Annotated in this window: 23 protein-coding genes and 1 riboswitch; of the genes, 3 read left to right on the plus strand and 20 right to left on the minus strand. The window is 51.1% G+C overall.

The window, feature by feature from the left end; all coding sequences use genetic code 11:
* Positions 1–46 precede the first annotated feature (46 nt).
* The 11 genes from MKZ07_RS08245 to MKZ07_RS08295 all read right to left on the minus strand — a co-directional run bounded on the left by MKZ07_RS08245 (position 47) and on the right by MKZ07_RS08295 (position 12,471).
* On the minus strand, positions 47–1,864 hold the full coding sequence (locus MKZ07_RS08245) for an APC family permease (protein ID WP_036695381.1): 1,818 nt from the start codon (positions 1,862–1,864) through the stop codon (positions 47–49).
* Between the two features lie 129 nt (positions 1,865–1,993).
* Positions 1,994–2,153: riboswitch (cyclic di-AMP (ydaO/yuaA leader) on the minus strand.
* A 226-nt stretch (positions 2,154–2,379) separates the two neighbouring features.
* On the minus strand, positions 2,380–2,814 hold the full coding sequence (locus MKZ07_RS08250; protein ID WP_036695382.1) for a disulfide oxidoreductase: 435 nt from the start codon (positions 2,812–2,814) through the stop codon (positions 2,380–2,382).
* A complete protein-coding gene (locus MKZ07_RS08255) occupies positions 2,811–3,569 on the minus strand; it encodes a DsbA family protein (RefSeq protein WP_051493533.1) in 759 nt (252 codons plus the stop codon). Before MKZ07_RS08255 ends, MKZ07_RS08250 begins: the two co-directional genes overlap by 4 nt.
* Positions 3,570–3,661: 92 nt before the next feature.
* Complete coding sequence (locus MKZ07_RS08260; protein ID WP_341025512.1) at positions 3,662–5,581, minus strand: ATP-binding protein; 1,920 nt, start codon at positions 5,579–5,581, stop codon at positions 3,662–3,664.
* Positions 5,582–5,760: 179 nt separating this feature from the next.
* Positions 5,761–7,077 carry a hemolysin family protein gene (locus tag MKZ07_RS08265; protein ID WP_036695384.1) on the minus strand — a complete coding sequence of 439 codons (1,317 nt, stop codon included), beginning with the start codon at positions 7,075–7,077 and terminating at the stop codon, positions 5,761–5,763.
* 316 nt (positions 7,078–7,393) lie between these two features.
* On the minus strand, positions 7,394–7,795 hold the full coding sequence (gene gerQ, locus MKZ07_RS08270; protein WP_235218446.1) for a spore coat protein GerQ: 402 nt from the start codon (positions 7,793–7,795) through the stop codon (positions 7,394–7,396).
* 210 nt (positions 7,796–8,005) lie between these two features.
* Entirely contained in the window at positions 8,006–8,428 is a 423-nt protein-coding gene (locus MKZ07_RS08275; protein ID WP_036695386.1) for a cell wall hydrolase, read from the minus strand.
* A 243-nt stretch (positions 8,429–8,671) separates the two neighbouring features.
* The gene (locus MKZ07_RS08280) at positions 8,672–9,070 is read right to left on the minus strand and encodes a DUF2500 domain-containing protein (RefSeq protein WP_036695387.1); all 399 of its coding nucleotides are present in this window, start codon (positions 9,068–9,070) and stop codon (positions 8,672–8,674) included.
* Positions 9,071–9,343: 273 nt separating this feature from the next.
* A complete protein-coding gene (locus MKZ07_RS08285) occupies positions 9,344–9,520 on the minus strand; it encodes a hypothetical protein (protein WP_179090460.1) in 177 nt (58 codons plus the stop codon).
* A 229-nt stretch (positions 9,521–9,749) separates the two neighbouring features.
* Entirely contained in the window at positions 9,750–11,042 is a 1,293-nt protein-coding gene (locus MKZ07_RS08290) for a WD40/YVTN/BNR-like repeat-containing protein (protein WP_051493537.1), read from the minus strand.
* A 43-nt stretch (positions 11,043–11,085) separates the two neighbouring features.
* Complete coding sequence (locus tag MKZ07_RS08295) at positions 11,086–12,471, minus strand: APC family permease (protein ID WP_036695388.1); 1,386 nt, start codon at positions 12,469–12,471, stop codon at positions 11,086–11,088.
* A 200-nt stretch (positions 12,472–12,671) separates the two neighbouring features.
* Between MKZ07_RS08295 and MKZ07_RS08300 the strand changes: the two genes are divergently transcribed.
* Positions 12,672–13,595 (plus strand): L-lactate dehydrogenase, encoded by a 924-nt coding sequence (locus tag MKZ07_RS08300; RefSeq protein WP_036695389.1) that lies wholly within the window; start codon positions 12,672–12,674, stop codon positions 13,593–13,595.
* A gap of 264 nt (positions 13,596–13,859) precedes the next feature.
* Here the strand turns inward: MKZ07_RS08300 and MKZ07_RS08305 are convergent, their stop codons facing one another.
* Positions 13,860–14,789, minus strand: a complete 930-nt coding sequence (locus MKZ07_RS08305; protein WP_051493539.1) for a tyrosine-type recombinase/integrase — start codon at positions 14,787–14,789, stop codon at positions 13,860–13,862.
* A gap of 36 nt (positions 14,790–14,825) precedes the next feature.
* Positions 14,826–15,737, minus strand: coding sequence for a LysR family transcriptional regulator (locus MKZ07_RS08310; RefSeq protein WP_076158094.1), 912 nt, complete (start codon positions 15,735–15,737; stop codon positions 14,826–14,828).
* A 119-nt stretch (positions 15,738–15,856) separates the two neighbouring features.
* On the opposite strand from MKZ07_RS08310, the gene MKZ07_RS08315 reads away from it, so the two are divergent.
* The gene (locus MKZ07_RS08315; RefSeq protein ID WP_341025514.1) at positions 15,857–17,131 is read left to right on the plus strand and encodes an APC family permease; all 1,275 of its coding nucleotides are present in this window, start codon (positions 15,857–15,859) and stop codon (positions 17,129–17,131) included.
* Between the two features lie 98 nt (positions 17,132–17,229).
* On the opposite strand, the gene MKZ07_RS08320 is transcribed toward MKZ07_RS08315, so the two are convergent.
* A complete protein-coding gene (locus MKZ07_RS08320; protein ID WP_341025516.1) occupies positions 17,230–18,606 on the minus strand; it encodes a DUF4179 domain-containing protein in 1,377 nt (458 codons plus the stop codon).
* On the minus strand, positions 18,603–19,139 hold the full coding sequence (locus tag MKZ07_RS08325; RefSeq protein WP_051493541.1) for an RNA polymerase sigma factor: 537 nt from the start codon (positions 19,137–19,139) through the stop codon (positions 18,603–18,605). Before MKZ07_RS08325 ends, MKZ07_RS08320 begins: the two co-directional genes overlap by 4 nt.
* Before the next feature lie 135 nt (positions 19,140–19,274).
* Here MKZ07_RS08325 and MKZ07_RS08330 point away from each other — a divergent pair, with 135 nt between their 5' ends.
* On the plus strand, positions 19,275–20,225 hold the full coding sequence (locus MKZ07_RS08330) for an alpha/beta hydrolase (protein ID WP_341025518.1): 951 nt from the start codon (positions 19,275–19,277) through the stop codon (positions 20,223–20,225).
* Between the two features lie 211 nt (positions 20,226–20,436).
* Here MKZ07_RS08330 and ltrA read toward each other — a convergent pair whose 3' ends face one another.
* From ltrA to MKZ07_RS08355, 5 genes are all read right to left on the minus strand, one after another.
* Positions 20,437–21,729 (minus strand): group II intron reverse transcriptase/maturase, encoded by a 1,293-nt coding sequence (gene ltrA / locus MKZ07_RS08335; RefSeq protein ID WP_036694821.1) that lies wholly within the window; start codon positions 21,727–21,729, stop codon positions 20,437–20,439.
* Between the two features lie 669 nt (positions 21,730–22,398).
* A complete protein-coding gene (locus MKZ07_RS08340; RefSeq protein WP_076158104.1) occupies positions 22,399–22,755 on the minus strand; it encodes a hypothetical protein in 357 nt (118 codons plus the stop codon).
* 112 nt (positions 22,756–22,867) lie between these two features.
* Complete coding sequence (locus tag MKZ07_RS08345) at positions 22,868–24,088, minus strand: aminotransferase class I/II-fold pyridoxal phosphate-dependent enzyme (protein WP_051493545.1); 1,221 nt, start codon at positions 24,086–24,088, stop codon at positions 22,868–22,870.
* Positions 24,089–24,377: 289 nt separating this feature from the next.
* Positions 24,378–25,382 (minus strand): hypothetical protein, encoded by a 1,005-nt coding sequence (locus MKZ07_RS08350; protein ID WP_341025520.1) that lies wholly within the window; start codon positions 25,380–25,382, stop codon positions 24,378–24,380.
* Complete coding sequence (locus tag MKZ07_RS08355; RefSeq protein WP_051493546.1) at positions 25,379–25,894, minus strand: AAA family ATPase; 516 nt, start codon at positions 25,892–25,894, stop codon at positions 25,379–25,381. The genes MKZ07_RS08350 and MKZ07_RS08355 overlap by 4 nt, the downstream gene beginning before the upstream one ends.
* Positions 25,895–25,935: the final 41 nt, after the last annotated feature.

The raw sequence follows: 25,935 nt of genomic DNA on the forward strand, positions 1-25,935 counted from the left end.
GCCTCCGCATGAAGCAGAAACAGCCGTCTTTCTATAATCTTCTATATTATTTATGCAGATGGAAAGGAACCGTGGCGATGACAATATCCTTCTGATTCATCAGATAAGAGCGGATGAACAAGCTGGTCTGATTATGCAGCACCGCCTGCCACCAATGCTTGGTAACGAATTGCGGAATCAGGACGGTAATATGATCCGTTGAAGAGGTCTTCCATTCTACTGTATCGATGAATTTCACCAGCGGGCGGATAATACTGCGGTAGCGGGAGCGCAGTACGATCAGGCGTACTCCGGGGTTCCACTCCTCCCACTTCTGCTCCATCTTGTGAATCTCTTCTTCATCAAAGCCTACATATACAGCGACCACATTATCAGTCAATGACTTCGCATAGCTGATCGAATGTAGTACTGCGCGGGTCACACCGGCGACCGGAACGACTACGGTGCTTCCTTTGATACAAGGCTTATCGGTAGCGGGACAGATCCGCAGCTGATCGGCAATATTCATATAATGGCGGTGAATCCGGTGGAACACGATAATGACGACCGGCAGGAAGATGAAGGCCATCCACACGCTGGAGAATTTGGTGATAATGAAGATCATGGTGATCGTTAACGTGGTGAGCATCCCGACCGTATTCACGGCGAACTTGCTCTGCCAGCCTTGCGGCTTCGTTCTGTACCATTGGACCATCATGCCTAGCTGCGACAGCGTGAACGGAATGAATACCCCTACTGCATATAATGGAATGAGTCCTTCCGTATTCCCGTGAAATGCAGCTACGAGCACTGCCGACATGACGCCGAGGAAAATAATGCCGTTGGAGAAGCCAAGCCGGTCGCCGCGCACCATGAAGGCATGGGGCAGATATTTGTCTTTGGCGAACATGAACGCCAGCAGCGGGAAGGCCGAGTACGCCGTATTGGCTGCCAGGAACAGGATAACCGCCGTAATCCCCTGAATGAAGAAGTACAGCCCGCCACGGCCGAAGGTAGACTCGGTAATCTGTGAGACCACGGTGGCCTTCTCATCGGGCATGATGCCGTACCAGTAAGCCAGCAGCGTAATGCCTGTGAACATAGCTCCGAGAATGAGGCCCATGAGCATCAGCGTTTTGGCTGCATTTTTCTCCGCCGGCGCTTTGAAGTTAGGAATGGCATTGGAGACCGCCTCTACCCCGGTTAGGGCCGAACAACCGGAGCTGAATGCCTTCAGCAGCAGGAACATACTGACATTGGAGACTGCCGTACCAATCTCAGGAACGTGTGCATGAGCCCCGCCGGTTGCATATTTGAAGATCCCTGCGATAATCAGCACGAAGATGGAGACGACGAACAGATAGACCGGGATGGCGATGAACGAAGCCGATTCGGTCACCCCGCGCAGATTAACAATCGTTAAGAGTACGATAACAGATACCGCTATGAGGACACTATGATTATGCAGATTTGGAAAAGCTGAAGTGATCGCGTCCGTCCCCGCCGAGGCGCTTACCGCCACCGTCAGAATGTAATCCACCAGCAGCGAGCCGCCGGCCAGAAGCCCAGTATGCACTCCAAGATTGGTTTTGGCTACAATATAAGCTCCTCCGCCCTGCGGATAAGCGAATATCGTCTGCCGATAGGACAGAATCAGAATAGCCAGCAAGCCCAGTACGGCTAATGCAATTGGCAAGGAGTACCAGATGGCGGTGAACCCGGCGGCCACCAGTACGATTAGAATTTGTTCTGTTCCGTAGGCTACAGACGAGAGCGCATCAGAAGACAGGACAGCCAGTGCTTTCACCTTGGATAACTTTTCATGATCGAGTTCGTTCGACTTCATCGGACGCCCGATCAATAGTCGTTTTACCTTGCTTACCATTGTAGTAACAGTTCCTCTCTTGGTTAAGTTGAAAATGGGGTTTCCCTGCGCTGTTTTCATAAGTGGATTTCATAAATGCAGGCACCAAAATAAGCATACGGAAATGATCCGCATGCCTAATGTGCATGGTCATTATCCCACTAGTGGCTTACGAGGTTAGCTGGCGGATTCGGACTGTGGTAGCCCTACGGTTACAGCCCTTGCGGCCTGCTCCGATTCACCCCTTTTGGCCTTGGCCAAAGTGTGGTTCCCCCGTTTTTCCTTCCGGAAAATTCAGCGCATATTCAACTTCTCACAAGGACTAATATTAAGCTACAATACGTCTTCCGTAAAGCGTGGAAACAAATGAAAAAAGAATGAAAAGCACTCAAAACAACCAAATTCATCATCCGGTATGTCTTGATCTTTCATTCTCTTTCATTATCCCTTTAACACGTGATTTTACAGGGTTTTTGTATATTATTTTTCGCTAAAATTAAGGGGATTCTCTTCTCTTCCTTCTGCCCGTCAGCTTCTTACTCTGCAGGCTCCTCTTTCCGTCCTGTCCAGAGCAGAATGGAGATTAAGACAAAGGCTATAAGTGCAAGCAGAGGGATCGTAACAAATCCGAACCAATTCAGATAATCCTTGTTGCACGGTACGCCGATGGTGCAGGGAAGCACCTTGCTGAGCGCCGGAATTTTCTGCTCTGCATAATGATAAATAGAGATACAGCCGCCGATCAGACTAAGGGGAAGCACATAAGGAATGATCCGCTTGTCCGCCCGGTAGGTGGCGATCCCCAGCAAGAACAGCTGCGGGTACATGAAGATCCGCTGGAACCAGCACAGCTTGCACGGCTCGTAATGCAGGACCTCACTGAGATACAGGCTTCCCGCTACAGCCACCACACAGACGAACCAGGCCAAGTAGAGACAATTTCGCCGGCAGAAGGCAGAGAAGGCTGTCATTGGGCAGCTCCCGCTGCTGCTGTAGCTGCTTGAATCTGAGCGTCAATCTCCTCCATATTGAAAGGCTCCTTCACCTTGATGCCGTTCACGAACAAGGAAGGTGTATTCGTTACGCCCGCATCCGTGCCAAGCTGAATATCCCGGTCCAGCTCCTTCGCATAGGTGCGGTCGTCAATATCCTTGCGCAGCAGGTCATAATCGACCGGCAGCTCCAGCTGCTTGGCGAGACTCACCATGAAGTCAGGCGTAGCCCACTCCTTGTCTTCATTCCCCTGGTTGGCATAGATCGCATCGAAGTATTTCCAGAACGCTTCCTGGTTCTGATGATACACCGATAGCGCTGCCAGGGAGGCCGTTCTGGAATCCTTGCCGATGAAGGCCAGATTCACGAAATAGAAGGCTGCTTTATTCTGATCTACATAACCCTGAACGATCTGCGGTTTGATCACACCGGTGAACTGGGCGCAAGCCGGACATTTGAAATCGCCGAATTCCACAATTTTAACCGGAGCATCCTCCTTGCCAAGCCGCATCATTTCGCTGTAATTGAAGGCAACCGGCTTACTGTCTGTACCGGCAGGAGAAGAGTCCTTCGAAGCAAGTATGAATAAGCCTACAAAAATAATAACGACGATAGCCACCGTACTCACGATCAGAATTCTCGTTTTCTGCTTCTGCTGTTCCTGCTCTGCCCTGCGCTTCTCCTGCTTGCTCATTTGGGGAGCCATGACATTGTTCTTTTTTGTTTTGCTCAAAGAGAGTTCCTTTCCGTCCTCAGGACTGTCGTGATAAAAGAATAGTTACTTTCAAATTATATAATGTTAACTCTCTTGTTGGCAATCGCTGCTTATACGGCTTCGTTCTCCTCTGCTGACTCCCCGCCCCCTGTATCCTTGCCGAAGAATACCTCCGGGGAATGCTCCTGCGACTGCAGCTTAATTCTGAAGAAGAATTGTGTACCGCCTCCCTCTGCCGGTTCTGCCCAGATCTCTCCTTGCATCAGGTCTACAAGCTTCTTGCAGATCGCAAGGCCCAGACCCGTTCCGGGGTATTTGCGGGTATGCGACGCGTCCACCTGCGAGAAGGACTGGAAGAGCAGCTGCAGCTTATCCGGGGAGATGCCAATGCCGGTGTCGCGCACCATGAATTGCAGCGCCTGAGCGGTCTCCCTGACGCCATAGGACTCCACCTTAACCGTTACCGTGCCGGATGGCGTGAATTTCACCGCATTGCCGATCAGATTGATCAGAATCTGGCGGATACGCGCAGCATCCCCGGTGAACTTGTCGGGAAGCCCCTCTTCGATCACAAGCTCCAGGGATAACGGCTTGTCTTGCGTGCTCACCACGAACAGATCCATACAGCCCTGGAGAAGCGCCTTCAGCCCGAATGTATCCTTGGTCAACGAGAGACTATCCGCCTCCAGCCGGGAGATATCGAGAATATCGCTCATCACATGCAGCAGAGCGTGGCTGCTTGTACTCTGAAGCCGCAGGAGCTCCAGATGCTCGGGATTGCTGATATCCTCGGCCAGCAGCTGGTTGACACCGATAATGCCGTTCAGCGGTGTGCGAATCTCATGGCTCATGGTGGCAAGGAACTCGCTCTTCATCGTCACAGCACTCTCCGCGGCATCCCTGGCCTCCAGCAGCTCATACTGATACTTCATAAGGGCTGTCACATCCTCGGCCACAATATAGACCCACTGCTCCGTATGATGCAGCAAAGGAAAGACGGTGACACTGCAAATCAGCTGCTCCCCGCCTTTGCTCCGGACCTTCAGCTCAAGCTTAGAGGACTGGCCCCGTGACGCACGTGTTACGGCATCCCGAACAGCCGCTTCATCCCGTTCGCTGTACAGTATCGCCTTATAATTCCCCAGTTCCTCTCTGCTATATCCGGTAATGTCCCGCAGAGCAGGATTAGCACTGATAATCTTCTTGCGTGCAGGATCAATACAGATCACCATATCAGGGTTATGCTCAAACAGCGCAGTATACCGCTGCTCATTAAAAGCTGCTGACTGGAGTATCCGCTGCCGGTCCCTGTACAGCAGAGCAAGGACGATCGACACAATGAACAGGAAAGAGCCGCAGAGAATCATTCCCAGTATGGAATCCTGCAAATAGAGCACTTGTCCGGCAGCACTGGTCTGTTCTCTTATCGGGAATGAAGCGCCCGCCATGGCAGCGTAATGGATGCCTGTGAACGCGCCGGTCAGGGTCAGGACAAGCAGCAGTTTTTTGAAGCTGAACATATTGTAGGCCTGCTCCAGCCACTTCGGATCATAGGATGCGGTGACCACCGGGACGATCAGGGCGAACAACACCGCCAGTGTAATAGAGAAGGCGCCTTGCTCATACGTTGCCGTAAGTCTCATCGACAGAATGCCGCTGAAATGCATAATCAGGATGCCGCTGCTGAACAAGAGGCCGCCCAGAGCCAGATAGACCCTGCTGCGGGTGTGCGGGTTATTCAGCATAACTAACAGCATATAAGAAGCTGCGATGGGGATCACTAGAGAGAACGCCAGCAGAGGCAGATTATACGATACCGGAACGCCCATTTCCATTGCCCGCATCCCGATGAAATGCATGCTCCACAGGCCTGTGCCAAGCACCAGCGAGATGAGTAGAATGAACCGGGAGCTCCGCTGGCCGCGAAGCAGGCGTTCCGTCAGATCGAGCGCCGTGAAGCAGGAGAGAAAGGCTACCGCAACCGACAAGAGGACAAGCAGATCATTGTAAGTGTTCAAAGGATGCTCCAACGCTCCCGCCCCTTTCTTGAGTCGGATATATTACATGTATTTACACTCCCTTACCCGCCTTAAATCCAGCCGAATCGCAATAACGCCAGAACCATTCATCCATATAATGACAAAGAACCTTATAATGACAAAAAAGCACAGCGCTGTAGTAGCGCCATGCTTATAGTATATGCAACAGCTTATGCTCCGGCTTCTTCCGTCAATAACTGCAGCTTCAGCAGCTTAATCCGGGAAATCCGCTTATTATCGGTTTCTTCGACCACGAATAAATGATTGTCGAACTCAATAGACTGGCCCTTTTGCGGCGGATTGACCTCCAGCTTGGAATACAGCCAGCCGCCGATCGTATCATAATCATCAGTCTCCATATGGATTCCGAGCTTGTCGTTAATCTCTTCAATCAGCATCAGTCCGTCTAAAGAGAACTCATCCTCTCCCAGCTGCTCAATGCCGGGCCGCTCCTCGTCGAACTCATCCTGAATCTCACCGACAATCTCTTCCATAATATCCTCCAGTGTAACCATCCCCGAGGTACCGCCGTATTCATCAATAAGAATGGCGATCTGGGTCTTGGCACGCTGCATGACCTTCAGGAGGCTGCTGATCTGAATCGATTCCGGTACCGTCAATATCGGACGGATCAGTTCATTATAGCTCGGTGCCTTCTCCCGAATCATATCCTTGATATGAATGAAACCAAGAATATGGTCCTTGTCACCGTCACAGACCGGATAACGGGTTCTCATGCCATCGAAGGCAATCTCCAGATTCTCCTCCGTCTCCAGATGCGTGTTCAGACAGATCATCTCGGTACGCGGAATCATAATCTCCCGGGCCATCGTGTCGGCAAATCCAAAAATATTATCCACCAGTGTCATTTCTGTGTTGTCGATCAAGCCGCTTTTGTTACTCTCCTGCATCAGAATGCGGATTTCTTCCTCCGTATGCGCAGTAGCCAGCTCGGAAGCCGGTGTCAGACGGAAGATCCTCAGCAGTCCCCGGGCAAGCCCGTTAACCACCCAGATGAATGGAAACATGATCCGGTAGAACACATTCATCGGTCCCGCAGTTAACAGAAGCACCGCCTCAGCCTTATTCACAGCAATGGTCTTCGGTGCAAGCTCGCCGAGTACGATATGGAGAACCGTGATGAACATGAAGGCAATAATCAGGGAGATGACAAATACGGTCGTTTCATCAAAGCCCAGACCTCTGACCAGCGGCCCCACAATCGTGGCCACGGCCGGTTCTCCCAGCCAGCCCAGTGCAAGTGAAGCAAGGGTTACCCCAAGCTGGCAGGCCGACAGAAATCCATCCAGATTATGGACAATGTTCCTTGCCGCCAGCGCTCTCTTGCTGCCTTCCTCAATCAGCGATTCAATGCGCCCGCTGCGCACCTTCACCATCGCGTACTCCACCGAAACGAAAAAACCGTTAAGCAGCACAAGCAAAATAATAAGTCCTACATGTAATATACCGGGTAAAGGGTCGCTCAATTTATACTCCTATCCACCGTAATCTGTACGGCTGGATAGGCCCACCTCCTTCGTTTGCTCAAAATGTCAGACTCGATTACGCTAAGAGAACCCTTGCGTATCAATTCCCCAATGCCCTCATCTCCTATACAAAATCACGGATTATAAATAATACTTTCATTATATAAATATATTAGGTGAAACAGCAAGCATGCGTGTCCCCTCGAAAAATACAGCATATGTACGTACGGGAGCATAAGTAACGGCTGACCGCCTTCAAACCAAGGCGGACAGCCGTTTTTGGATGATTCTATGGATAAATGCCCGGAAAAGCGGTTTAGCAGTTGCGTACTCCCAGCGGATTCCCGATTACACCCGGATATTGATAGACAAGCGGCTCTTCGAAAGTGGCGTAATCAAAGTTAACCATCAGCAGCACCACCCGCTGTCCGGTAGCCCGGTCGCTGATAATCAGGTGGTCACGGCCCGCAGCTTCAAGCACCCCGGTGTAGACCTTGGCATTCCAGTCCTTGTTATTCTCATATGTGAAATAGAAGGTGCCCACCTTGCCAAGATTCAGGCGGAAAATATTCTCCACATAGGACTGTTCAAACACGGGTGCAGCTGTGGAGACCACCGTGCCGCCGGGCATCATGGGACTTCCGCTGCTTACCTGAGGCGGCATGGCGGCCATGGTGCCCATATTCCCCATGTTTCCCATGTTTCCCATGTTTCCCATGTTTCCCATTTTACCCATATTCCCGATGTGTCCCATGTTATTCATATTGTTCATATTGTTCATATTGCTCATGTTATTCATGTTGTTCATGTTATCCATATTGTTCATGCTGCCTGCGGGATTGCTGCCCATCATATAAGGAACTGGGCGGTACGGTTGAACGATCATGTACGGAATACCTCCTAAAGTGTAATAATTGCCTTGTCTTGCCTAGTATACTGCCGGACAATCTCCCTGTGTCGGAGTGAAGAAGCAGTGGGCCTTGTAGCGTCCGGTATTCTGCTGATTGTACCAGGTCGCCGGGCAATCACCGACCGGGCGGAAGAACCAGAGCGCATTCGAGGCCGGCCAGGTTCGCTCCCCGTTAATCGCTCGTTTCGCCAGCCGGATATCAGCCTCCCGCGCCCGCTGATAGAAATATCCCTTTTGCGGGGCTTCGAAGCCCCCGGGGCTCTGGTACACCATGTCGTTCACACTGCGGATGTTGTTGAAATCCAGACAGTTGCCGAGAATCCGGTTCACGCCGACATTGCCGACCATCAGCATGCCTGACTCCCCATCCTCTTCAGCTTCTGCCCGCATCAGCCGTGCAAGCACTCTTACGTCCTCCGAGTTTGTTTTGATGACAGCCACGCGCTCTCCTCCTTGCATACATTTCATTGACGGGTGAGGCTATGCAGACTATTGTTTTCTCCGTTGTTCTTTTGCTGCTCGCTGTATTGTATGTGTATTCGCCCAGGAGGTGACAGTCTGCACCCAATTTTCTGCCGCTTCCTCATCCGTCCCTATGTTGGCGACACGCCAAAAACCCCCTTGCTCCACAACGGGAACTAGGGGGTCACAATAACCATCTATATTACATTTCCATCTTCTTATCTACTCCGCCGTGGAGTAATGAGGGCGCCGCTGAAAGCCATGATACCGTGTGCCCTGATAGGTCAGTATACCTTGATCCCCCTCAGCGCTCATCCCGTATTCCTGTCCCTCCACCTTGAATTCTCTGCGCACCCCATCTTCAGCTTCATAGGTCAGATAGTAGGTGGTGCTGGTCCGGCTGGAGAGGCTATCCTCCTGGGACTGCTGTTGGCGTACTTCGGTCCGCTTGCTCACGATACGGGCGGGAATGGACTGCAGGGGGGCTTTGTTGTTCCGGCTCCACTGAAGCAATCCCCGGCCAGCAGACACAGCGATGATCCCCACGACCAGAGCGAGAAAGACCGGCAATACCGTTCCTGTAAAATCGAACAGCCAGGATGGATCACTCCCCGTTCCCATTGTCTCTTCCCCCTTATTCCCAAGTAGTTAGCACACCTGCCCCTATAGGCTTCTCTACATGTATATGCCCCTTGTCTGCAAGACAGCACCGGTAGAAACGCAAGTAGAAACGGCTTCGCCGTCCTTTGAAAGGATGGTACCGTTTCAGCGAGAAATAGAAGGATAAGTTATCGTGTTAAACATATAAGGTCTTATATTTGCAAAAAGACCATTCAGGTTCCAGTACTGCCGGGAACTTAAATGGCCTTCTATAATACCCGAGTGGCGGTTACATTAAGCATGTACGAGGTCTAACAGTTGTCTGGTTTCGTTCGTTTCTTCCGGCATCATGCCGTTCTCTGCCCAGCAGGCTTTGCATTGTTCTTCAGTCTGGCACAGGTGAGCGTCATCGCAGTTGTAGCACAGTTGCATCAGGTTTCTAGTCATATAATCCGTTTCAAAAGTTGTCATTGTAATCTCTCCTATTCGGGTTGAAGGTTTGTTTGAAAGTTTGTGAAAAAATGAACTTGCTTTCTATGTGTTAAATATATCACAGGAATCAGAGTTTGTCATGTGATTTTTTTCACATTTTTAAAGAAAATTTTAAATAAGATTTTTCCTTATATTGTAGAGGACTTTAAGCGGATTTAATGTGAAAAAAAGAGGCTATCCGTCAGAACGGATAACCTCTTGCAGAGTATTACATTACACGCCAGCTCTCGCCGCCATTGGTGGTCTGAAGCAGGATCGACCTGCGGTCTTCTTCCTTAGAGATCAGCAGCCAGCCTACATCACTTGAGATGAATTGCAGCTTCACTACCTCCGGATACTCCAGGAGCTTGGACTGCAGCACCGTGCTGGCCGGGAGGGCCGTCCAGGTCACTCCCTGGTTCACCGTCTTATAGAGCAGGTTGCCTTCCAGCGACCAGCCCGTCATGGCATTCAGGAAGTCGGGTGCCACCTTCCGGTTCATCCCAGAGAGCACCGGCCGCCCGAATGTGGTGAACTTCCAATTCTCTCCCCCATTGGCGGTAAAATAACCGTTAAAGCTCATACTGTCTTCTTTGTCCTTCTGACAGCCGACCGGCATCCAGCCCCCGGCCGCATTCTCCCCGAAGAATTCAGGGACACCCGTAACCACCCGGTCACATCCGGCAAAGCTATCATTGACCAGGAATTCCGAACCGGGTACCCAGGTCGCCCCTCCATCCCTGGTCATATAGATCTTGGGCAGAGCGCCAGTCTGCAGCATAACAAACCCGCGGCTCTCATCATTAAAGATCATCCCGGTCGTGACCCCGGCATGCGGAATCGAATTACTCGGCAGATTCGGATTATACTGCTCATTCTGCATCATCAGACTCCAGGTGGCTCCGCCATCCTTGGTAGCATACAAGGCTTTGCTCTCTTTGGTGGCACTAGCATCCCACTTGGTCATAAGCCAGCCGTTCAGACCAGAGCTGAAGTATATGGAGGACAGCTTGTTGGAATCGGGGAACGCAGAGATCTGCCAGCTGTGTCCCCCGTCTGTGGTACGCAGCACCACGGTCTCGGTGGAGCCGAACGAACTGCGGATAATCCAGCCATGTTCGGGGTCGGTGAAGAAAATCTCTTTGCCGTAGACCGGATTGTTCAGAAACTGTACATTCGTAGCTGGTGAGATATTCGCCCAGGTCTTGCCGTTATTGAGCGTCATGTACATTCGCAGCTCGTTGCGCGTTACCCCCCAGGCCAGTCCTGCCGAGGAGGTGAGCAGCCGGAAGTCTGTCAGCCGCGTCTGAATCTGATATTTCTTTGCATTTTCGGGTTCCACATTCTTGTTATCCGGGGTGATGACCGTAATCATCTGCCCTTCTTCCGGCGCTTCAGTCGGCTGAGGAGGCCGGGTAGCCTCCGGTTTAGGGGCGGACGAGCAGGCCGAGAGAACCAGCAGAGCCATAAGAAGCATCAATGCCACTCTTAGAACCTTGGAATATGAAGCTTTGGCTGACAATGCGCTCTCTCCTTTTCTTCTATAATAATGATTGTTTAAAAGATTATTTCTTCGTATTCAGATTACTGCGTCTATAGCCGTACAGTGCGTAGATGACCAGCCCGATTGCAACCCAGATGATGAAGCCAATCCAGGTCTCTCTGCCGAGATTATACATTAAGTAGCCACAGGCTGCCGCACTAAGGAGTGGAACCAGCGGAACCCAAGGAACCCGGAAGCCTCTCTTGAGATCTGTCTTCGTCCGGCGGAGCATAATGACCCCGAGTGACACAACCAGGAAGGCAAATAAGGTACCGATACTCGTCAAATTTGCCAGCCTGTCCAGGGGAACGAGGCCGGTAAGCACAGCGATCAGGCTGCCGACCATCCAGGTGCTGCGCACCGGAGTATGCGTCTTGGCGCTAACCTTGGACAAGCTCTGCGGCAGCAGCCCGTCACGCGAGATCGCGAACAATAGCCGGGTCTGGCCGAATAGCAGAACGAGCAGTACGGTGGTCATCCCGGCTATAGCTCCGATCGAGATCAGCCCGGCAATCTTATCCTGCCCGACGAAACGCAGTGCAAATGACACCGGATCACTGACGTTAAGGCTCTGATAAGGCACAATACCCGTCAGAACCAAGGATACGGCGATATATAAGATTGTACAGATAGCAAGGGATGAGATAATCCCGATCGGAAGATCGCGCTGCGGACGCTTAACTTCTTCTGCGGCGGTTGAAATGGCATCAAAGCCGATATAGGCAAAAAACACAGTAGCCGCGCCGTTCATCACGCCATGAATCCCGAACGGCAGGAACGGCGTCCAGTTCTCCGGCTTCACATAGAAAATACCGGTGATGATGAATAACAGCACCACGGAAATCTTGATTACAACCATCACTGCGTTAAAACGGGCTGTCTCCTTAACTCCCCGTGTCAGCAGATAGGAAATCAGCAGGATAATGATGACGGCAGGCAGATTGATAAACGTTCCCTTATCCGCATTATACGCTCCAGACAAAGCTGTCGGCAAATGTATACCGAAGCCCTCCAGCAGCCCTTGGAAATAACCGGACCATCCGCTGCTTACCGCCGCGGCAGCAACCCCGTATTCCAGTACAAGATCCCAGCCGAGCAGCCAGGCTAGTAATTCACCAAAGGCCACATAGCTGTAAGCATAAGCACTGCCGGATACCGGCAGTGTCGAAGCAAATTCAGAGTAGCACAAGGCGGACAACACACAGGCAATCCCTGCGATGATGAAGGACAGCACCAGTCCCGGGCCGGCATGCTCCGCAGCAGCCACACCCGTCATTACAAAGATCCCGGTGCCGATGATGGCTCCTACTCCAAGCATCGTCAAATCCATGGCGCCCAGTGTCTTGCTAAGCTTCTCCGCTCCGGCATTCTGGGGAATGGCCAGCGGTTTTTTGCGGAATAAATCCATACTTCAGTTCGCTCCTGTCAAGTGGTTGAGTGGATAATAGAAAAACTTTTGTTAGCTTACCCTATTTCGGGTAATGGATGAAAAGCGGACAGCTTGAAAACACTATCCCTAGCGATTATGATGGATTAGATTGGACAGCAAGTGGAATGGCTCTGCCTTCCTTATACTACCAAAATACAAATGCTGGAGGAGATTTAACCATGGCCCCATTTAAGCCCAATCGTGTTGTAGTCATCGGTACCGGTGCAGTCGGAACCACTACAGCCTATACGCTGCTGCTGCGTAAGCGCATGCCCGAGCTTGTTCTGATCGATGTGAACCACCAGAAGGCGCTTGGTGAAGCGCTGGATATGAACCATGGTATGCCTTTTGTAGGAGGCGTGAAGCTATGGGCCGGTACCTATGAGGATTGCCGCGAAGCCGACATTATTATCGTCACAGCCGGAGCCTCCCAGAAGCCTGGTGAAACCCGGATCGACCTGCTCCGCAAGAACATCTCGATCTTCAAAGATATCATTCAGAAAATCACGAAATACAACCATCATGCGATCCTGCTGATTGCGACTAATCCGGTCGATATCCTGTCATACGCTACCCTGAAGATCAGCGGCTTCGACCGCAGACGGGTTATCGGCTCAGGAACGGTACTGGACAGCGCCCGCTTCCGGTACCTGATCGGAAAGCATAAGGAGATTGATCCGCGCAGCATTCATGGACAGATCATCGGGGAGCATGGCGATTCCGAGCTGCCGGTCTGGAGTCTCGCCAATGTCGCCGGGATTGATCTGGGCTTCGATGAAGCCGAACGCAAAGAAATCTTCGAGGATACGAAGAATGCCGCTTACGAGATTATCGATGCCAAAGGATCGACCTCCTACGCCATCGCGCTCGCACTGGACCGCATTGTAGCGTCCATCCTGAACAATGAAGGCTCCGTTCTGAATGTATCCACATTGCTGAACAACTACAACGGCGTCTCCGATGTGTTCCTCGGCGCTCCGTGTGTTGTGGACCGCTCCGGGGTGCGTGAGGTACTGGATCTTCCGCTCAGCGAAGAAGAACAGAGCTTATTCCAGCAGTCCGCTGACAAGCTCAAGAGTGAAATTGCCAAGCTGGAGCTATAATTTCAGCCGAAACAAGCCGGCCGCCAATCCGCAGGATTGGCGGCCTTTTTTTGACATCCAAGCATCCAAGCATTTACAAGCCGCGAAGACGCGTTAAGCGACTAAAGTGATTATGCGGTTGATTTCACAATCCGTTTTTCCCTTTCTCATGGTAGCAATTCATAGACAAGTTGTCATCCTAAAAATGCACATTCCATGTAATTTATGCGTTAGGGTATGAACAAAAGTTCATAGTTCAAGTGATATGAATGCTGGACAGGCAGATTACAGGCTGCCGCTTAGCTTATCAGCGCTGCTGATTTGCAGTCGGGACATCGCCTCTTCCTTCTCCCGGCTCGTGATATGCGTATATACTGTAGTTGTCTGAATGGACGAGTGACCCAGCAGCTCTTGCACCGTCCGCAGATCCGCACCCTTTCGCAGCAGCATGGTGGCAAATGAATGCCGCAGCTTATGGCTCGAATAGGTACGCTGCTGGGAAGAGGGCAGTTCACTCTGGAAGCGGCTGAAGGTATCCGCAGCAATGCCTTGAATTCCCCGGATCGACAGTCTGCGGCCCTTCTGCGAGATGAACATGGCCTCCTCTTGGCTGCGCCAAGGGACCAGCCGGTCGGCAATCGCCTGATCGAGATAAGGGGCTACATCCTCCGGAACCGGAATGCCCCGCCATTTGCGCCCTTTGCCGAAGACCCGCAGGGAACGTCTGTCTACATTATAATCACTCAAATTCAGCGTATGTACTTCCCCTACCCGCAACCCCATGTAGGACATAAGGAGGAAGACCGCCAGATTGCGGCTTCTGTACTTGCCGTCAACCGCCGAGAGGAACCGCTCCAGCTCTTGCTCCTCCAGATAGACCGGCTCACGGTTTTTGTCGGTCTTGGATTTCTTGATTCCTGCCGCCGGGTTAATAGATAACAGCTCCAGCTCCGACAATGCCTTGAACAGACAGTTGACCGAGGCATGCTTGCGGTTACGGGTGGAATCGCTGACTCCCCGCTCACGGACCGAAGTCAGGTAGGACACCACATGAAGCTTTTTGACCGTCCCCAGCTCCCTGCCGTTCAGGCTGTCCAAGAATTCCCGCACATCGGCAAGGTAGGATTTCTGGGTGTGTGCTGTATAACCGGCATCCTTCATCCAGATCAGGAAAGCCTCCAGCTCTTCTTCGTATGTTAGTTCCAGCTCGTTCATGATCTGTCCCCCTCCCTCTTAAGTACAACTATTATATCATTCCTCCGCAGCAGCTTCTCTCCATCCGGCAGCATGCTTCTCTACCATTCCGAGGAACTCGCTGAGCGCAGGAGACTTCCATTTCTTGTTATGGTAAGCGATCTGGGTAGCTACCCGCTGCGACTGGTCATTCCAGTTCAGCCGGCCCAGCTTGCCTTCCGCCAGCTCGCGCTTCACCGTAATCTGCGGCAGAAAAGAGAGGCCGAGACCGGCCATCACGCACTGCTTGATTGCTTCAATGCTCCAGAACTCCAGCTTCGGATCAGGAAAGACGCCGTGGCTGTTCAGATGACGTTCAAACAAGGTGCGGTAGGTGCAGCCCGCCTCGGTATGCAGAATGGTTACGTTCTTCAACTGATGCGGCTCCACTTCAGCAAGCTCCAGCAGCGGATGATCCAGCGGAGCCACCAGAGCCATAGCTTCATGGATCAGCGTCTCACAGTACATATCCTTATACTCTGTTTCCGGCTGCAGCAGGAAGGCCAGATCCAGCTCCCCGGAGCGGATGAATTCGGTCAGCTCCCAGCAGGCCCCCGGCTTCAGGGTAATCTGCACCTGCGGATAACGGCTGCGGAAATCCTTAATAATGCCGGGAAGCCTGAAGGCCGCCAGGGATTCCGGTGCGCCAATCCGCAGCGAACCGGCAATTTCGCTGTCAGAGCGGAGGGCATTCTCAGCCATCGTGTGCATTTTGGAGATTTCTTGAGCATATGGCAGCAGGCGGCGGCCTGCATCGGTAAGCATAATCTTTTTGCTGATCCGGTCGAACAGGGGTTGCCCCAGCTCTGCTTCCAGCGCCTGTATCTGAGCGGTAATGCTGGACTGGGCATAATCCAGCTTCTGCGCAGCGCGGGTGAAGCTGCCGGTCTCTACCACAACGAGAAAGGTGAACAGATGCTTAGATTCCATGGCGGACCTCCTTTGATCCATCGGTTTTTCGAATGGATGTTATTTGATAATTCCGTTTTTCCAATGGATCTATTATCTGATACTCTATAACTAAATACAAGGAAAGCGGGATTATACATATGAAGAAACACACTTCTTTAGGGCGTACCATCGGCATGCCTCAGGCAATCGCCTTATACATCGGAGCCGTCCTTGGCTCGGGGGTATTGATTGTACCCGGACTGGCAGCCGAGATAGCTGGCCCTGCTTCGCTGCTGGCCTGGGGCTTCATGACCTTACTCATTCTTCCGCTTGCCTTATCCATGGGCCTGCTCTCTGCCAAGTTCCCTAACGCCGGGGGCGTCTCCCACTTCGTTACACTAGCCTTCGGGCCGAAGGCCGGGGCCCTGGTCGGCTGGTTCTTCCTGATGTCCGTTCCGATCGGCGCGCCAGTCGCCGCATTGACTGGTGCAGGATATATGACGGCAGCGATGGGCTGGGGCGATCCGACGAGAATCGCTCTTGCCGCCGGGATGCTGATGATTGGACTTCTAACGAACTGGATTGGTATGCAGGTCGCCGGTAAAGTACAGATCGCTGTGGTGATTGCAATTATTGCCGTACTGGTCTTCTCTTTTGCCGCTGCGCTTCCGGGGATGGAGCGTGCTCACTTCACTCCATTTGCGCCGCATGGCTGGATGAGTGTCGGGCAGGCGGCGGCTATCCTCTTTTGGTGCTTCATCGGCTGGGAAGCTGTTTCGCATCTGTCCGAAGAGTTCAAGGACCCTGAACGGGCTGCGGTCAAGGGTGTAACCATCGCGGCCATCATTGTCGGCATCCTGTATTTCCTCTCGGCACTTGCTACCGTAGGTACGCAGAGCTATCTGCACGGCGGGGCAGATAGCTCCCTGCTCTGGATCATCAGCCAGCCGCTGGGGGCATGGGGTGGCTTCATCGCCGGGCTTACCGGTCTCTTCATCTGCACGGCGACAATCATTGCCTATGCAGGCGCAGCTTCACGCGTGGCTTATGCCTTGTCCCGGCAAGGCTATGCTCCGGGCTGGATGGGCCTTTTATCGAGTCGTTATCAGACGCCTGTGGGGGCAATCGGCTTCCTAACGCTCTGCTTCACCTTGATATTGTCGCTCTACGGCAGCGGAGCACTCTCGATAACCACGCTGATCACTTTCCCCAACGCCACCTTCATTCTTACCTATATCGGAGGCTGCGCCGCCGGAATCCGCCTCTTGCGCGGCAGCCGTACGGGCGTAACGATCAGCTTCATTTCTTTTGCCGCCACACTGGCTGTGTTCCCGTTTACAGGCTGGGCGATCCTCTACCCGCTGCTGATTACGGTGGTCTTTGCCGGGGTGGACTATTTGAGATACGGGGTAAGGCGTGTGGGGGAGCCGTGAGGGGAATTTAAAGTCACTTCCTTCCAACACAAACAGGCCGCACCCATCCATGGCAGGACAGGCGCGGCATTTCTTTTATAGGCGATGAATTTCAGCAGCTATGGGGTCCACTGAACCGGAATCCGCAGACGGAATTGCTGCATATCCTCTGGAAATGAGAAGTACCCGGTTATAATCTCAAGCTTATCAGAAGGCTGTACGGGCGGAAAAATCAGCTTAAACGCCAGTTTATCTTTGCTCATACGTACCCGCGTTCCTATCTGTGAAATCGACTGATCGTGTCCTTCCTGTAGGGTTATTGAAGTTAACTGGCTCATCACCTGACTGGCCTCATAGTATACAACCGTCTGCTTCTCCTCATATTCAACAGCCGTAATTGTAACGTTTCCTCCCTCATTCCCCTTTAGAGTCAGCGGGAGTGAACCGCTCAAGCGCTGACGATCTTCATACGATTTAACTTGATTATTTTTCTCTGTCTCAGCGATAACCAGTGTCATATATTCCGGTTTGGGATTAAATTCTGTCAGCGGCGAGAAGTTGAAATAATAGTACTCTTCAGTCGCTCCATCTCCACCTTGATTCGTATACAAGGTCCCAATATCATCTTCAAGCATTGCATAAAGAATTGGATGAGGATATCTTTTCATCACAATAACTTGCGAAGTTACTGGACCAAGAGTCAGCTTGTCTACAGTATACATTGAGTTATCGTACATGAAATTCAAGTCCTTGGGATAGACGGTTGTACTTATCGCAGCACTCTTCCCCCTATCCAGCAGGACAGATACATCCCAGTTCCCCCTCGTTGTCCCGATACAATCAATACTCATATTAAGCCTAAGTTGATCCGGCAGATCCTTGTCCCCAAAGCTTAGACGGGTTGTACCTACGAAGGTATGATCTCCTGTAATCGTAAAATCGTGGCTCGAGATTCTTTGCGGATGATGTCCTTCGAAATTGAGCTTATAGAAAACTGCCGCTTCCTTGCCGGTAATGCGCTCTGAGGATGATGGGTAGGTCACCTCATAATTAAGCACCAATGAAATACCGTCATAGTATTCCTCTACCAGATTGAAGGTAATGCCTTTATCGGTAACCAAGGCGCCTGCCGGATTACTGAGTTGCTTCTCTTCAATGGGCTTCAATTCGTCTCGATCCGCACCTTTGGCATACAGATAATCGAAGAACGGAATGACGCGTAGCGCCTCTGCTACCGTGGGCGAGATGAATCCGATCCCAATAATTGATCCGGCTGTAACCGTCAGCGCAGCTGTGACACTGATGATCCACTTCTTGTATGATGATAACTGGTGTCTGCCCCTTGGAGCTTGCTTTACTCCTCCTGTATGTAGTTGCCACAATTCATCAAAATGAACAGAAGAAGGCATACTGTGTATCATGTGTTCAGCTTCCTTTTGTAATTGTACGATTACTGCCTCAGATTCAACATCCAGCCTGTCCTTAGCTGTCGTCATTTAAGACCCTCCTTCATCATCAGCACGCAGGGGTCAAGTTCACCGCATTCTCTCAACTTGCGCAGTGCCGCATGAAGCCTGGATTTACAGGTTCCCAGCGGAATACTTAATACCTCTGCGGTTTCTGGAAGCGATAATCCGGCATAATAGTGCAGGGTGATCACTTCGCGCAGCTTCGCGGACAGTTGGCTGACCGCCTGCCATAATTCCAGCTGATTCTCACTATGCAGAGCGAAGCTCTCGGCGGAGTGCTCTTTTCCCTCTATAGGAACGCCCGCCAGCAGTTGTATCCACGTCTTCCTGCGTAACAGATTACGGGACGTATTGACGGCAATCCGGTACAGCCAAGGCCGAAGCGGCCTGGAGGGATCGTACAAATGGTATTTTGCAAAAGCACGCAGAAAAGTCTCCTGGGTAATATCATCGGCCAGCACCCGCTGCTTGGTCATCATAAGGGCAATCCCATAAATATAAGAGGAGTGTACTTCAAACATGTCCTTGGCCTGTTGTTCTGTGATGGGATAATCCTTCACGCTCGCTTCCCCCTTTCATACTGGATATACGCTTTGACCCGGGCTATCCGTTCGCTTTACGTTTCAGAAACTTGTCAGGCGGTTATGGATGAGGAGAGCTAGACCTAATCTGCTAGAAGAAGGAGACTGTAACCTATGTCTGATTATAAAAGAGTGATTCTTGAACCAGCAGCTCAGAAATTCGCCGATGATAATGCCAAGCCTCCCTTCCTGACCGATCTGGGTCCGGAAAAAGGCCGCGAAACGGTCAACACCGTGCAGGCTGACGATATCGAAAAACCCGAGGCAGATCTTCAGGATCTGACCGTAACCGGCGGCCCCGGCGGTGAAGTGAAGGTCCGCATTGTTCGTCCAGTAGGAACTTCCGGCACTTCCCTGCCGGTGATTCTCTATATTCATGGAGCAGGCTGGGTATTCGGCAACAGCCACACGCATGACCGGCTCATCCGCGAGCTGACTGTGGGTACGGGCGCTGCCGTGGTATTCCCGGAATACAGCCTGTCCCCGGAAGCCAAATATCCTACAGCCATTGAAGAAATCTACGCGGTCCTGGAATGGATTACCCGTGAAGGCTCCATGTACGGACTGGATGCAACCAGACTGAGTGTGGCCGGAGACAGTGTCGGCGGCAACATGACTGCTGCCATCACCCTGATGGCCAAAGAACGCAGCGGTCCGGCTATCTCTAAGCAATTGCTTTTCTATCCGGTTACAGATGCTTCCTTCGATACCGAATCGTATCATCAGTTCGCGGAAGGCTATTTCCTCCAGCGCGAAGGGATGAAATGGTTCTGGGATCAATATACCACCGATCCTGAGGAGCGGGCACAGATTACGGCCTCTCCGCTACGGGCCAGTCTGGACCAGCTTAGCGGTCTGCCGGAAGCCCTGATTATCACAGGTGAAGCCGACGTGCTTCGTGATGAAGGGGAGGCCTATGCGAATAAGCTCCGCGAAGCAGGAGTCCCTGTCACAGCCGTACGCTTCCAGGGCATCATCCACGATTTCTTGATGCTGAACGCTCTGGCAGATACTAAGGCTAACCAAGGAGCTTTTCTGCTGGCTACAGCTTGGTTGAAGCATTAAGTTACTAGAATATATCGTTATCCAAGCCGAAACGGTACCGTCCTTTTAAAGGACGGTACCGTTTCGGCGAGAAATAGAAGGATAATTTATCGTGTGAAACATATAAATTCTAGAGTAAAGGGCTGGTGCAACCCAGCCCCTCCTCATCAAACCGTACGTGAGGTTTTCCCTCATACGGCTTTCCGATGTTTGTCATTCATCGGCATGCAGATTACAATAGCGTTTTTAGTCCATATTGGATGGTCAAATATCTAACTTCTGACCGGGATCTCATCCATCTTCCTCGTTGTCTCTTCTTCGCATACCACCGGGTAAATCGTTGCAGAATATACCAATCCAGTTTTGCTAACCTCTTTTGGCTGTACTTTGTGTAATAGTAGTTTCTCCATCCTTGAATCTTGGGATTGAGCCATTCCACGTGTTCCGCAAACGATTTCGAACGCATGCTGGGCGGTGCTAATCTTTCTTTAACCACGCCTCGAATTCGTTCCTCCGCCTTCTTCGTTAGCCACTGCTGCGTGGTGTAATACACCTTGCCTTGGGATGTTTCTGCCTTCTTTTTCCGGTGGTGCATTCCTAAGAAGTCGAATCCTTCGTCTCCTGTCCATAAGCCGACAATACGGGTTTTGGTTGGGTGTAGCGTCAGCTCCAGACGTTCCATGATTCTGCGTATGAGTTCATACGCATGTCCGGCGTCCTTTTTAGTTTTACAGACCACCACAAGATCGTCTGCATACCTCGTGAGTTCACCTACTCCTTTCCCGTGTTTTTCCCACAGTCGGTCAAAATAGTTCAGATAGATGTTCGCCAAAAGTGGTGAGATCACTCCACCTTGTGGTGTGCCTAAATCGGAACGTCTTACGTTTCCTTCTTCCATGACTCCCGCCTGAAGCCACTTCCGGATTAACTTCAGGATTCGTCTGTCATTGATACGCATTTGTACCAATTTCATCAGTTTCTCCTGGTTAATATTGTCGAAGTAACCTTGGATGTCGACGTCGACTACCCAGTTTCCTTTGCGGTTGCAGGCTTTCCGGATTCGATCCAGTGCTCCTTTCGCACTTCGCTTCGGGCGAAATCCGAAGGATACTTCTTCGAAATCCGCTTCGAAGATCGGTTCAATGACGAGTTTGGTTGCCATCTGCACCACTCGGTCGCGCACGCTGGGTATGCCCAGCGGTCTTGGTTTCCCGTCTTTCTTTGGGATATAGTGCCGCCGTACGGGCTGTGGGTGGTAGTTACCATCCTTTAATGCTCGCTCGCAGTCTTTGAGAAATTGCACTTCTCCTTGTTTCTCAATATCCGCGAGCGTCACCGTATCTACTCCGGCAGCCCCCTTGTTCGCTTTCACCCGTTTCCAGGCTTCACTCAGCACATCCCAGCGGTAGACTTTGTCGTACAGTGCATGGAATTTACGCTTGTTGTTCTCCTTGGCCGCATGACCTAGCTTTTCTTGGAGTTCTTGAACTTTTTCCTTAGGTGTCGTTAGCCTACTGGCATTCACTCACTCGTACCTCCTCCAAAAGCATAAACAAAGCAGGGCTCCTTCTCTCCCTAAGGTTATGTTGTCCTTAGGTTCCTCGGTACTATGAGCCCCTCGGACTCCCTTCCCACAGACGGTTCATTTCATCTTTTGGACTTATAGAGCGTCTTTTTACGGGTTTCTAAAAAAAAAATCCTCCCGTGTGGGGGAGGGTCTCCCCAGTTCACTATGTCTTCTTTCCTTCCATGCCGATCCCCATACGCCGGAGGATTCTTCACTGCCGTTCCAAGTTCTCTGCAGCTTCCATGGTCTTCACCCATATAAGCGAGGTTCGACTTCCTCTCTTCCCCCTTGCGGGGCCTTTATGACGACGCGGCAGGATTCACTTCATGTTACGGCCTGGCGGGTTGCTCGCCCTGTCTCTGACCGGACTTTTGTCGATGCGCTTCTACGCACGGATTTCGCCGTACGCAGGCATCCTAGCTACACGGGGGCTTGGCCCCTCCCGTGACCGGACTTTCACCGGTTAGAAGATACGCGCTTTCTGGGCACGCCTTATATTTCAAAAAAAAAAAAAAAAAAAAAAAAAAAAATTCAAGCCCGTACCGGAGAATTCCAGTGCGGGCTTGATTACATATATGAGGTTGCCGGAACCGGCAGCAGTCCGATTGAGAACAACCTGCGGTCCGTTTATTTCCGCTGGGAATAGAACTCCGCTGCTTTGATCAGCATATCCTTCAGTGAACCGAAGGAAGTAGTCTTCGATACATGCTCATCGAGCTGACCCTGCGGGAGCGATTTTATCTCCTCTGCCGAGCCGGCAGAGAATCCTCCTTTTTGCAGCAGATCCTTCAAGGACTCGAAGGGAGTGAACTTTTGCAGAAAAGAACTCGATAGCAGCTGCTCCAGCGGCAGCTTCTGCAGCAGTTGCTCGACAGGCAGCTTGTCCAGCGGTAATTTCTGCAGCAGCTCGTAGGCACGTCCTTCTTTAAGGGAACCGACTACTCCTTGTATTTTATCGCCTAAGCCTCCAATGTTAAATCCCATAAGGTCAACCTCCTGAATAACTGTAGTTGATCCTTATTACCCCGAATTCAGATCAGCGAATTATATAGGTTGACATAATATTGATTATGTTACTCGAAGGCACTTCTCAACCTCACTTGCCTGAACGCAGAAACTCCCCGATCCTCCGGGTGGCTTCTAACAGGCGTTCTTCTTCCTCAACCAGTGCGATCCGCACATACCCTTCCCCTTGGCTGCCAAAAGCATCTCCCGGAATGACCGCTACTCCGGTTCTCTGCAGCAGATCATGCGCGAAGCGGCGCGAACTTCCGGCTTCTCCTGCACTTCCATAGGCATCCGGCAGTCTTGCCCAAATAAACATAGTAGCTTCCGGCGAGGGTACCGCCCAACCTTCAATGTGTAGCGCCTCTACCACAAGATTCCGCCGCCGCTCATATAGCGAAGCCACTCCTTGTTCTGGCCCGGAGACCATCGCTTGCTCCAGCGCGACAACCGCCGCTTCCTGAATCGGCTCGAAGACGCCGTAATCTACATTGCTTTTCAGCTCCCGCAGCGCCCCGACGGCCTGAGCATTACCCGTCATGAAGCCGATGCGGCAGCCAGCCATGTTGAAGCTTTTGGAGAAGGAATGAAATTCAACAGCGGTGTCCCGCGCCCCAGGCACCTGGAGGATGCTGATCGGCTGATATCCATCGAACCCCATCTCTGAATACGCCAGATCATGCACAACCAGCACATCCCACTTACGGGCAAGCTCCACAAGCCGCTCCATATATGCCAGATTCACCGTAACCGAAATTGGATTGCCGGGAAAACTGAGCAGGATAAAAGCCGCTTCGCGCCAGACCTCCTCAGGAATACTGTCCAGATCCGGCCGAAACGTATTCTCCTCCAAGAGAGGCAGCATCCAAGACCTAACCCCTGCTATGGCGAGCGCCCCTGAATAAATGGGATAACCAGGGTCCGGCACAATCGCCAGATCGCCGGGATTACAGATGGCCAGGGCCAGATGCGAGAGTCCATCCTGCGATCCCATCAGGGAGACGATTTCCTCCTCCGGATCTACCTCCGCGCCAAATCGCCACTGCATCCATCTCGCCGCCTGATTACGGAACGCCGCACTTCCCTTGGACGACGGATAAGCATAGCTATCCTCCCGCAGTACCGCATCGCTTAATGTCTGACGAATCCCGGGCAGAGGCCCCCGGTCCGGACTGCCAATTCCAAGATCGATGATGTTAAGTCCCGATTGCCGGGCTTCCGACTTCCAGGCAGCCACCTCGGCAAAGATTGATGATCCCAGATGAGCCAGCTTGTCTGATCTCCATTTATGCTGCTTGCTGCTTTGAATCAATGGACTCCCTCCAGCGAATGTTTTTTTAAATAGTATAGCATGGGTTCCAATCCGAAGAGGAGAAAGAACAGACACATTCTCTGCAATACTCTTTACATGGATTATAATACCATTAATAATATATTATTCTACTAAAAGCACTCTATTTAAGGTGACAACTAGTGCGAGAAGACATATAAAAGTCGATCTGAAGTGAAACAGCGTATAATTTATGTTATACGCTGTTTTTTCAGAGTAGAAAGGGCCGTTTTTCTGCTGAACAAATATGATTTGTTGATTCAGTATGAATTCATTCAGCCTCTTCAGTTATGTAATCCATGTTGGACAGTCCTGTTCGTACACAAAGTCCCCAGCCAAACTGCTCTGTGTTCATCACCTCAGCGCGAATGGTGTTCATTCCGGCTTTCCACTGAACAGGCACCCTGGCATAATCTGAATAGATCCGCCCATCACTCACAGGAGGATTCCAACACCAGGTTCCCTGATAAACTTCTTCTTCATTAACCCACAAACGAACTTGGTCACTGAAACTGAGCGTTATATAACTCTCTGCTTCTTCAGCAAGATGAAAAGTACTTCTTGCCCGCACCACACTCCCTTGCTTAGCAGTGAAGCGGCGATTGAAGTTCAGGATTCCATTTTCTTCTACAACGGCTTTATTCCAGTCGTCCCCAGTTGTTGCAGAAACCATCCATTCGGTTACAAAGGTATCGGCGGACAGCTGCTTTAGATCAGTTTCCCTTCGCGGGATTGGGGCTGGTTGTATTTCTTCGAATACAAGATTGCGTATGTAACAAGGGGCGAATCCCCAGAACCCTATCCTTCCGGCAGGAACTCCGTGCTGAAGATTAGGAATCACCAGTTGAGGAGCGGAATCTTCACCCATATAGACCCTTGCACCTTCCGGCTGCACCTCCACGGCAAAATTCACCCATTTCCCCGTCGTATTGGGTAACGGCTTCTGATACTTAGGGCCATTGTGAATTTGCCAGGTCATTGAGCCATTCATAACGGGGTCGTATTGAATTTCGATTGGAGCCAGATAGACCAGCTCATAATTACAGGCATCTTTAGCACCGAATAGAAGTCCAACAAAACCTATTTCTCCAGGAATCGCAACCTCAGCTTGAAGACGATAGCAGGGAAAAGTAATGTCCTCGCGAAGAAACACGGCGGAACCTGCTTGTTCGAGATATGCCGCTTGACGGCCCTTATAGCTTCCCGTGCGGACGCTATAGTCTCCCCATTCAAACCGCTCCAAATCATTCCAAAGGGTAAAAGATAATGGATTCATTTGTCCTCCTCTGTTGATTTGAGATCTCTTATTATAGGTAGAAATTCCTTTATGATTGCATCCACATCCTTCCCATTCGTATTCAGCTTATGTGTATTCAGTTCTTTGTAGTTCTCTAACCGGTTGATGCTATTCTCGATTTCACTCTCGCTTCTTCCATCCTGACGCATACGCTTTATTAACTCTTCTTCAGAACACATTAGCGTAACTTTTATTAGCTCATATCCCTTTCCCTTTAAGCCTGCAAGAATTTCCTCTAATATACTTTCCTTATGAATCACCCAAGAGAAGAATACGTACTCGAACATAGAATTGTCAAGGTACTGATTGAGTATATAATGAATGTTATTCATTACCATAGTTTTGTTCTCTTCGGTAACCTTCCAAGGGTTCATTTGCCAGCACCAATCTCCATCAAGCCACACCGAATGTTGTAATTCTTTATATAGCTTACTGACAATCGTACTTTTTCCGACTCCCATGGTTCCGTTTACGATGACAAGCTTTTTCATAATGCCCTCCTTCGAATGATTTTTTAGCTAAATAAGGCATA

Origin of the sequence: Paenibacillus sp. FSL P4-0338, from assembly GCF_038002365.1 — a bacterium.
Taxonomy (GTDB): Bacteria; Bacillota; Bacilli; order Paenibacillales; family Paenibacillaceae; genus Paenibacillus_AQ.